This is a genomic window from Sphingomonas sp. Leaf343, from assembly GCF_001423765.1.
In the GTDB taxonomy this organism is placed as follows: domain Bacteria; phylum Pseudomonadota; class Alphaproteobacteria; order Sphingomonadales; family Sphingomonadaceae; genus Sphingomonas.
In genome coordinates this window covers 74483-83880 of sequence record NZ_LMPG01000014.1, presented here as the reverse complement: position 1 = coordinate 83880, position 9398 = coordinate 74483, and the positions used below count along the sequence as shown (strand labels likewise).

The following is a 9398-nucleotide window of genomic DNA, read 5'->3' as shown; positions in this document are numbered from 1 at the left end:
GGCTATCGCGGCCGCGGGGTCAGCTGCGCGGTCACCGACAGCAGCACCCGGTCGGTCGGGCGACGCCTGTCGAACGACAGCGCCCGGTCGAGCGAATGGGCGTAGCCGATGTCCATCAGCATCTTGCCCGGCAACGACACGCGCAGTCCGCCGCCCACCGAGCGCAGCTTGCGGTCCGTTTCGGTCGAAAAGCTGTCGAGGTTCGTCAACCACACCGTGTCCGCGAACCCGTAGAATTGCAGCGGCACCGGCGAGGTCTGGAACAGATCGGCCCGCGCCTCGGTATGGATGCCCGCCGCACGGTCGCCGGTATTCGCCCCCGGATCGTAACCGCGCCCGACCGTCAGGTTGCCGATCGCGAACTCCTCGAAGTTCAGGAGCGGCCGATCGGTGTATTGCGCCCGAATGTTCGTCACGACGCTCAGGACGCGGTTGGCGCGCAGCAGCAGGTCGAGATCCGCGCGCACCACCGTCGCCTTCGGATCGCCCTCGAACCGCGACGGAGTGTAGCCGCCGGCGGACACGGCACCCAATCTGGTGGCGTTCAGGATGCCGAAACCCTGCCGCACCTCCGCCGACGCCCCCAGCGCGAACGCGTCGAGCCCGTCCGGCCGCCGACCGCGCAGATTGCCGTCGAGCCGCACGAACCCGATACGCAGCCGGTCGCGATTGAGCGGTGACGAGGCACCGTCGCCAAAAACGCGCGTCCGTTGCTCGATCACCTCCGCGCCGCCCGTCACCGACAGGTTCCGCCGCACCGTCCGGACGACGGGCAGCGTCACGTCCAGTCCACCGATGAACGACCGCGATCGCAGGTCGAGCAGTCCCAGATCGGGACGCGACCACGCATAGGTGCTCCGCACCCCCAGCGTCAGGCCCTGATTGCCGATCGGAAAGATGTATCCGCCCTGCACGACCTGTTGTTCGTCGAAATCGATCGTCGACGATGCACCGACATAGACGATGTCGCCCGCGGTCAGTACCGAATAGGTTTCCCCACGCAGATACGCCGTGCCACGCCCGATCTGGCGCGATCCGTAATTCTGGATGTTGCCAATGATGGCGAAGTTCTGGGTCGCGACCACCACGTCGCCGATCACGTCGCCGGGGGCGGTGCCGGCCGGGCGCAGCGACAGCCGCACGTCAAGGCCGGGGACGTCGCCGACCAGCAGCAGGATGCGCTCCGCATCGCGTTCGTTGATCGGGTCGAGCGCGCGGATCTGCGCGATGCGCGCCGCCAGCACGTCGCGATACCGTCCCGCCTCGCCATGGATACGGACTTCCGTGATCCGCGCCATTACGACTGCCAGCTTCAGTTCGCCGGTCATGATCTCCTGCGGCGGGATCTGGACCGAGGCGACATAGCCCGACGCCCGTAGCGCGGCATTGGCGGCGTCGCGGATCGCGCAGACGTTGCTGATCGGCTGTTCGCCCCGCACGATAGGGACGATCGGCGCGAGAATCGCGGCGATGGCGGGGGGCAGCGTGTCGCGGCCCGCCGGTACGAACGTCACCCGGTCGATCGCGACCTTCAGCGGCGAACTCGCCAGCGCGCACGGCGGGCGCCCGAACGCCTCGCTGCCATCGACGCTGACGCTGGTGCCGGCCGGCGCGCTTTGCGGCCCCGGCTGCTCCACCTGCTGCCGGGTCGGAAGACCCGTAGGCGTCGTCGGCTGCGGCGTGGTCTGCGCCGCCAGCATGGTCGGCATCGCGATCAGCGCCGGGCTGGCAATCAGCGCAAATCCGAGCGCGACAGGACGCGTGCATATCGCGCTGCTGCGCGTCGTCTTCGGCGCCACCGGCGCTCCACGTCTATAGAGTCCCCACCCCATCGAATCCCCCTGCGGGTCTTTTACCTCCCGTTCATCATGTCGCCAAGTACTAAAACTATCGCTGTATTTTCAGAACGCCGGGTTTTTACTGGTTGCCACGCCCGAACCCTTTGGCAGCGCAGCATGATTGTTACGCGGGTCGCGCTGCTTCTATAGGGGGGCGATGACCGATCCCGCCACGCCAGCCGCCCTGTCCGGCATCCGCATCCTCGACCTGTCCCGGGTCCTGGCCGGCCCTTGGGCGACGCAGATGCTCGCCGATCTGGGCGCGGATGTCGTGAAGGTGGAAGCACCCGGCTGCGGCGACGATACCCGCGCCTGGGGGCCGCCGTTCCTGATCGACGGGGCGGGGCAGGAAGATGCGGGGGAAAGCGCCTATTACCTGTCGTGCAACCGCAACAAGCGATCGATCGCGATCGATCTCGCCGATCCCGCGGGCGCGGCGATCGTCCGCGATCTCGCCGCGCGCGCCGATGTCGTGGTGGAGAATTTCAAGGTCGGCGGCCTCGCCAAATACGGCCTCGACTTCGCCAGCCTGTCGCACTTGAACCCGAAGCTCGTCTATTGCTCGATCACCGGCTTCGGCCAGACCGGCCCCTATCGCGACCGCCCCGGTTACGACTTCGTCGCACAGGGCATGGGCGGCTTCATGAGCATCACGGGGGAGGAGGGTGGCCAGCCGCTACGCGCCGGCGTCGCGATGGCCGACCTGTCGACCGGCCTGTACGCCGCCGTCAGCATCCTCGCCGCGCTGCGCCACGCGGAACGGACCGGACAGGGCCAACAGATCGATCTCGCCCTGCTCGATACGCAGGTCGCGATGCTCGCCAATCAGGCGATGAACTTTCTGGTCGGCGGCATCGATCCGGGCCGGCTCGGCAACCGGCATCCGACCGTCGTGCCCTATACCACGTTCGATGTCGCGGACGGGACGATCGTCATCGCGGTCGGCAACGACCGGCAATTTCGGCTTTTGTGTCGGGAGATGGGTGTGCCCGACCTCGCCGACGATCCGCGCTTCGTCACCGCGCGCGTACGCCAGATCAACCGCGATGCGATCGAGGCGATCGTCCGCGACCATGTCCGCGATCTGCACGCCGAACCGCTCGTCGAGCGGCTGGTCGCAGCGGGCATCCCCGCCGGCCCGGTCAACAGCATCCGCGAAATCTTCGCCGACCCCGTCATCGCCGCACGCGGCACCGTCCACCGGTTCGAGCGGGAGGATGGCGCGACGATCCCCAGTGTCGCCTTTCCCGGCAAGCTGTCCGCGACCCCCGCCACCTTCCGCCATCGCCCGCCGCGCATCGGGGAGAACGCAGTCGCGATTCTCGCCGACTGGCTCGACCTTGACGAACCCTTTTCGAACACGGATCGCGGGGCGCAGGGAGAGACGCGTTGACCAGCTACGATATCCTCATCGTCGGGGCCGGCCATGCCGGCGCGCAGGCGGCGATCGCGCTGCGGCAGCGCAAGTTCGTCGGCAGTATCGCGATCCTCGGCGAGGAGCCCGAGCTTCCCTATGAACGGCCGCCGCTGTCGAAGGATTATCTGGCCGGCGACAAGCCGTTCGACCGCCTGCTGATCCGGCCGGCCGCCTTCTGGGTCGAGCGCGACGTGACGATGCTGACCGGCCGCCGCGTCGTCGCCGTCGATCCCGCTGCCCGCACCGTCACGACCGACGATGGCGCGCGCTTCGGCTATGGCGAACTGATCTGGGCGGCGGGCGGCCACGCCCGCCGGCTGAGCTGTGCCGGCCACGATCTCGCCGGGGTCCATTCCGTCCGCAGCCGCGCCGATGTCGATCGCATGATCGCCGAACTGGACGGCACCACGCGTGTCGCTGTCATTGGCGGCGGCTATATCGGCCTCGAAGCCGCCGCAATCCTGTCGAAGCTGGGCAAGCAGGTGATCGTATTCGAGGCGCAGGACCGTGTCCTCGCCCGCGTCGCCGGGGCCGCGCTTTCGGGCTTCTTTGAAGCCGAACACCGCGCCCACGGCGTCGACATCCGTCTGGGCGCCGCGGTCGACTGCATCGTGGAAAGCGCAGGGCGCGCTGCCGGCGTGCGGCTGGCGGACGGAGACGTCGTGCCGGCGGAGATGGTCATCGTCGGCGTCGGCATCGTGCCCGCCGTACAGCCCTTGCTGGCCGCCGGAGCCGAGGGTGGCAACGGCGTGGCGGTCGACACTTATGGCGCGACCAGCCTGCCGCATGTCCACGCGATCGGCGATTGCGCGCTGCACGCGAACATCTTCGCGGACGGTCTGCCGATCAGGCTGGAATCGGTCCAGAACGCCAACGATCAGGCGACCACCGTCGCCCGTGCGCTGACCGGCGCGCCCGAACCCTATGTCGCCGTGCCGTGGTTCTGGTCCAACCAGTATGACCTCAGGCTCCAGACCGTTGGCCTCTCGACCGGTCACGACCGGGAGGTCCTTCGCGGCGATCCCGCCACCCGCAGCTTCTCGATCGTCTATCTGAAAGCCGGACGCGTCGTCGCGCTCGACTGCGTCAACGCCATCAAGGATTATGTGCAGGGCAGGGCGCTGGTCCTGTCGGGTGCCATGCTCCCTGCCGAACGGCTGGCGGATGCAGCCGTCCCGCTGAAGGAGCTGGCCGCCGCGGGCTGATCCGGCTGCGCGCCGCCAAGGCGACCGGACATCATGGCGCGGGCGGTGCCATCACCTCGATCACGCTCGCCGCGATTCGCGCGGTGACCGGCGTTTTCGCCAGCACCTCGCCGTCGATCGAGATCGGCAGCCGCGGTTCCGTATCGATGTGCACTTCCTTCCCGGAAAAGCTGATCGTGTCGTGGTGCCGCGCTTCGTGCCCGAAGAAGCTGAGCGCCCAGTTCTTCACCAGTTCACGCTTGTAATGGCCGCGCACCGCCTGGACGACGATCTCGCCGGAGTTCACCGACGCCTCGTCCACCAGCCACGTACCGCCGTGATAGGGGCCGTTCGAAATCCGCACTTCCACGACGCGCATCTTCCGCCTGGTCTTGCCGTCGTCGACATGGAGCATGAACGGCTTGAACCGCGTGAACTGATAGGATGCCCAGCCGAGATATCCGATCCGGCCAAGCACTTTCTTCAACCCGTGCGGCACCGTCTCCGCGATCTGCGGGCTGATCCCCATCGCCGCGCAATTGGCGAAATAGTCGCCGTCGATCATACCCAGATCGATCCGCCGCATATGGCCGGCGCGGATCACCTCCACCGCCCCTTCGATCGTCAGCGGAATGCCGAGCGTTCGCGAAAAGCTGTTGGCGGTGCCCAGCGGCAGCACCCCCAGGATCACGTCGTGCCCGACCATCAGGTCGACCAGCCCGCTGATCGTGCCGTCGCCACCCCCCAGGATCAACAGATCGGGTTTGGCCGACAGGACGTCGCGGACCGTCGCCTCCAGCTTCTTCGGATCGTCGACCGCGCGGGCATCGACGTCATAGGGAAGACCCTGCATCGCCGCGCACGCTCGTTTGAACAGTTTCTGCCCTTTACGGGACTTGGCGTTGACGACCATCGCCGCCGACTTGATTTCCCGCATTCGATACGCTCCCGCAACCAACGCCGCCAACGCTTGCGACCGCGCGTTCGATCCCGCAAAGCGTCCGGCATGTCGTCCTATCCCGCCGTCCGCCTTCGCCGTACCCGCGCCTCCGGCTGGAGCCGTCGCCTGCACGCGGAAAACGTGCTCACGCCCGCCGACCTGATCTGGCCGCTGTTCGTGACCGAAGGGCAGGGGGTGGAGGAGCCGGTCGCCAGCCTGCCGGGCGTGTCGCGCTGGTCGGTCGACGGTATCGTCGCCCGCGGACGGGAGGCTCGCGATCTCGGCATCCCGTGCATCGCGCTGTTCCCCAACACTCCTGCGCACCTGCGCAGCGACGACGGGCGGGAGGCGCTGAACCCCGACAACCTGATGTGCCGCGCCATCCGCGCGTTGAAGGATACCGTTCCGGAGGTCGGCGTGCTGACCGACGTCGCGCTCGATCCCTATACCAGCCACGGCCATGACGGGCTGGTCGATGCCACCGGCTATGTCGTCAACGACACGACCGCCGACATGCTGATCGGGCAGGCGCTGGTGCAGGCGGAGGCGGGAGCCGACATCGTCGCGCCGTCCGATATGATGGATGGGCGCATCGGCCTGATCCGCGCGGCGCTGGAGCAGGGCGGCCACCACAACGTCCAGATCATGAGCTACGCGGCCAAATACGCGTCCGCCTTCTACGGCCCGTTTCGTGACGCGGTTGGTTCGCGCGGCCTGCTGAAGGGGGACAAGAAGACCTATCAGATGGACTCCGCTAATGCGGAAGAGGCGCTGCGCGAGGTCGCGCTCGATCTTGCGGAGGGGGCGGACACGATCATGGTCAAGCCGGGCCTGCCCTATCTCGACATCGTCCGCGCCGTGAAGACCCGGTTCGAGGTGCCCGTCTTCGCCTATCAGGTGTCCGGCGAATACGCGATGATCGAGGCGTCGGCCGCGGTGGGGGCCGGCGACCGCGATGCGCTGGTGTTGGAGACGCTGATGGCGTTCAAGCGGGCGGGATGTTCGGGCGTCCTCACCTATCACGCAGCACATGCTGCCCGGTTGCTCGGAGCGTGATGGCCGGGGATCGTGACGGGATAACCTCCCGCATCTCCGGCACTACTCCTCTGGGTCGCGCGCTGTTCGTCGCGACGATCCTTGCCGGGTCGTTCCTGCTGTTCCTCGTCCAGCCGATGGTCGCGCGGATGGCGTTGCCGCGGCTGGGCGGTGCGCCCGCCGTGTGGAACTCGGCGATGCTGGTCTATCAGGCGCTGCTGCTCGGCGGCTATGCCTATGCCCATGCGCTCGGCCGCGTGCGCCCGCGGATGCAGGCTGCGATCCATATCGGCGTGCTGCTGGTCGCCGCGCTGTGGCTGCCGATCGGGCTGATGTCCGCCGATCTGCCGCCCGATGCGCAGCCGGCGGTGTGGGTGCCGTGGCTGTTGCTCGGATCGATCGGCCCGCTGTTCTTCGCCGTCTCCGCGCAAGCGCCGCTCATCCAGCGCTGGTTCTCCCTCGCGAGCGGCGGGCGCGATCCCTATGCGCTCTACGCGGCGTCCAATTTCGGCAGCTTCGCCGGGCTGATCGCCTATCCGCTGCTGGTCGAACCCGGTCTGGCGCTTCACGAGCAAAGCCTGATGTGGAGCGGCGGCTATGTCCTCGTCATCGCGTTCGTCCTCGCCTGCGCCGGCCTGCTGCCACGGACGCCGGCCGAGGCGCATGTCCGCGCCGACAGCCCTCCGCCCGCGCGCGCCGCCGTCGTCCGCTGGATCGCGCTCGCGCTGGTGCCGTCGGGGCTGATGCTCGCGACCTCGACATACATCACCACCGACATCGTCGCGATGCCGCTGCTCTGGGTGCTGCCGCTCGGCCTGTATCTGCTCAGCTTCACGATCGCCTTTGCCGACAATCGCGCGCCCGCCGACCTCATCACCCGCATCGCGCCGGTCACCATCCTGCTGTTCGGCGGCGTCATGATGGCCGGCTACAATCAGGGGCCGTGGTTCAGCCTGGGCGTATCGCTGCTGCTGCTGTTCATGGTGTCGGTCGCGCTGCATACCGCCATGTACCGCTCGCGCCCCGCGCCCGACCGGCTGACCGGATTCTATCTGGCGATGTCGCTGGGCGGTGCGCTGGGTGGCGTATTCGCCGGATTGCTCGCGCCCGTGCTGTTCGACTGGACCTACGAATATCCGATCCTGATCCTCGCGGCGGGGGCGCTCGCGCCGCAGACCTTCCTGACCAACGCCATCCGCGATGTCTGGTTCGTCGGCACGACCCGGCGCATCGCCTTTCTGACGGTCGGGCTGGCGATCGGCATCCTGATCCTCCTCCGCTTCAACGGTCCGGCGGCCCTGTTCGGCGAAGGCCATGACGGTTTCGCCTTCATCATCGTCGCGGCGATCGGCCTCGCCACGATCGGCTTCCGTCCGGCCTATCTCTGCGTTCTCGCCGCCGCACTGATGATCTTCGGCGGCTATCGCTCGATCGCGCTGTCGCTCGACCCCGGCGCTCGCACGCGCAGCTATTTCGGCGTCTACACCGTGCGTGGCGACGACCGTGTCCGCGAACTCGATCACGGCACGACCGTCCACGGCATCCAGTTGCGCGGCAGCGTTGCCCGGGAAAAGACGCCGACGACCTATTACGCTCCCGGCTCCGGCGTCGGTCAGGCGATGCGGGCTGCCCCCGCGCTCTATGGTCCGGCGGCCCGCATCGGCGTCGTCGGTCTCGGCACCGGCACGCTGTCCTGCTATGCCCGGCCCGGTCAAAGCTGGCGCTTCTACGAGATCGATCCCGCCGTCATCCGCATCGCCCGCGATACCGGCCAGTTCACCTACCTGTCGCGCTGCCTGCCGAACCCGACGATCCGGCTCGGCGATGCCCGCCTCAGCCTCGCCGCCGAACAGGCGTCGTCGCTCGACCTGCTCGCGCTCGACGCCTTCTCGTCGGACGCGGTACCGATGCACCTGATGACGCGGGAGGCGTTCGCGACCTATGCCCGCGTCATGTCGCCGCGCGGTCTGGTGCTGGTCCACATCTCCAACCGCTTCCTCGATCTGGAGCCGGTGGTCGCCGCGGCGGCGAAGGCCGGCGGCTGGCATGCGGCGGTGATGAACTACCGGCCGTCCTCGCTGGAACGCGATGCCTCATCGTCGCTGTGGGTGGCGCTGTCACGCGATCTCGCCGTGCTGGCCACGCTCCGCCGGCAGGAACCCGACTGGCGCGATATCCGGCCGCGGCCGGGGATGGCGGCGTGGACCGACGATTATTCGACGATCCTGCCGCTGTTGAAGCACTTCTAGGCGATCAGGCGGCGGGCAGGGCCGCCTGCAACCGGTCGATCGTTGCGGTGTGCCGATTGCCCTCCGCCGCGATCCGATGCTGGATCGAATCAAGCGTCGGATAGGGCGGCTCCAGCGCCGCCGCCCGCGCGGTCGCCAGATCGCCGGCCTCGCTCGCCAGCCCGCTCGCCTGCGCGCGCCAGTCGTCGAGCGAACCCAGCGCCGTCTGCGCATCCAGCCACGCATCGCTGCCGACCGCACGCCCCTTCGCCGCGCGCGCCGCCGTCTCCGCGCGCGCCGCATCCCGGTCGAAACCGCTTGTCACCGCCGCCAGCCGCGCCGTCAGGTCGGCGATCTTCGCGTCCAGCGCGACGTCGACCTTCAGCGGCTCTGGCGGCGGCGGCGCGGGCTCCGCGAACCCGACCTTCTCCGTCGGCCGCACGGCAAGCGACGGATAGACGCTGGCATCCCGCGCACACGCGCCCAACAGAACGAACGACGAGACGAGCAGCGCGGGCAGGACCTGTTTCATGCTGTCACCCCTAGAAGCGCCACTTTTTCCGCGCAACGGACTTGCCACCCCGGAGGAGCCTGCTAAGAGCGCACCTCCATTGCGCGCCCGTAGCTCAGCTGGATAGAGCATCAGACTACGAATCTGAGGGTCGGACGTTCGAATCGTTCCGGGCGCACCATTTGGAACTCCTGAAAAGCCGGACCGGCGACGGTTCGGCTTTTCCCGTTTATGGCCTATCGAAA

The 9398-nt window shown here is 68.0% G+C and carries 7 protein-coding genes and 1 tRNA gene; 5 read left to right on the top strand and 3 right to left on the bottom strand.

Going from position 1 to position 9398, the window contains the following annotated elements; translation table 11 throughout:
- Window positions 1–2: 2 nt before the first annotated feature.
- A complete protein-coding gene (locus tag ASG07_RS13185; RefSeq protein WP_055847475.1) occupies window positions 3–1799 on the bottom strand; it encodes a ShlB/FhaC/HecB family hemolysin secretion/activation protein in 1797 nt (598 codons plus the stop codon).
- Window positions 1800–1995: 196 nt separating this feature from the next.
- On the opposite strand from ASG07_RS13185, the gene ASG07_RS13180 reads away from it, so the two are divergent.
- Window positions 1996–3231: a CaiB/BaiF CoA transferase family protein gene (locus ASG07_RS13180; RefSeq protein WP_055847472.1), complete on the top strand. Its 1236-nt coding sequence runs from the start codon at window positions 1996–1998 to the stop codon at window positions 3229–3231.
- Window positions 3228–4460: an NAD(P)/FAD-dependent oxidoreductase gene (locus ASG07_RS13175; RefSeq protein WP_055847468.1), complete on the top strand. Its 1233-nt coding sequence runs from the start codon at window positions 3228–3230 to the stop codon at window positions 4458–4460. The genes ASG07_RS13180 and ASG07_RS13175 overlap by 4 nt, the downstream gene beginning before the upstream one ends.
- A 31-nt stretch (window positions 4461–4491) precedes the next feature.
- Here the strand turns inward: ASG07_RS13175 and ASG07_RS13170 are convergent, their stop codons facing one another.
- On the bottom strand, window positions 4492–5376 hold the full coding sequence (locus ASG07_RS13170) for a diacylglycerol/lipid kinase family protein (RefSeq protein ID WP_055847464.1): 885 nt from the start codon (window positions 5374–5376) through the stop codon (window positions 4492–4494).
- A 69-nt stretch (window positions 5377–5445) separates the two neighbouring features.
- On the opposite strand from ASG07_RS13170, the gene hemB reads away from it, so the two are divergent.
- Together hemB and ASG07_RS13160 are read left to right on the top strand one after the other, a co-directional pair.
- Entirely contained in the window at window positions 5446–6435 is a 990-nt protein-coding gene (hemB, locus tag ASG07_RS13165) for a porphobilinogen synthase (RefSeq protein ID WP_055847461.1), read from the top strand.
- A complete protein-coding gene (locus tag ASG07_RS13160) occupies window positions 6435–8663 on the top strand; it encodes a fused MFS/spermidine synthase (protein WP_201781026.1) in 2229 nt (742 codons plus the stop codon). The genes hemB and ASG07_RS13160 overlap by 1 nt, the downstream gene beginning before the upstream one ends.
- A gap of 4 nt (window positions 8664–8667) precedes the next feature.
- On the opposite strand, the gene ASG07_RS13155 is transcribed toward ASG07_RS13160, so the two are convergent.
- On the bottom strand, window positions 8668–9174 hold the full coding sequence (locus tag ASG07_RS13155) for a hypothetical protein (RefSeq protein ID WP_055847457.1): 507 nt from the start codon (window positions 9172–9174) through the stop codon (window positions 8668–8670).
- An 83-nt stretch (window positions 9175–9257) separates the two neighbouring features.
- Here ASG07_RS13155 and ASG07_RS13150 point away from each other — a divergent pair.
- Window positions 9258–9334: transfer RNA gene (locus ASG07_RS13150), tRNA-Arg, on the top strand.
- Window positions 9335–9398: the final 64 nt, after the last annotated feature.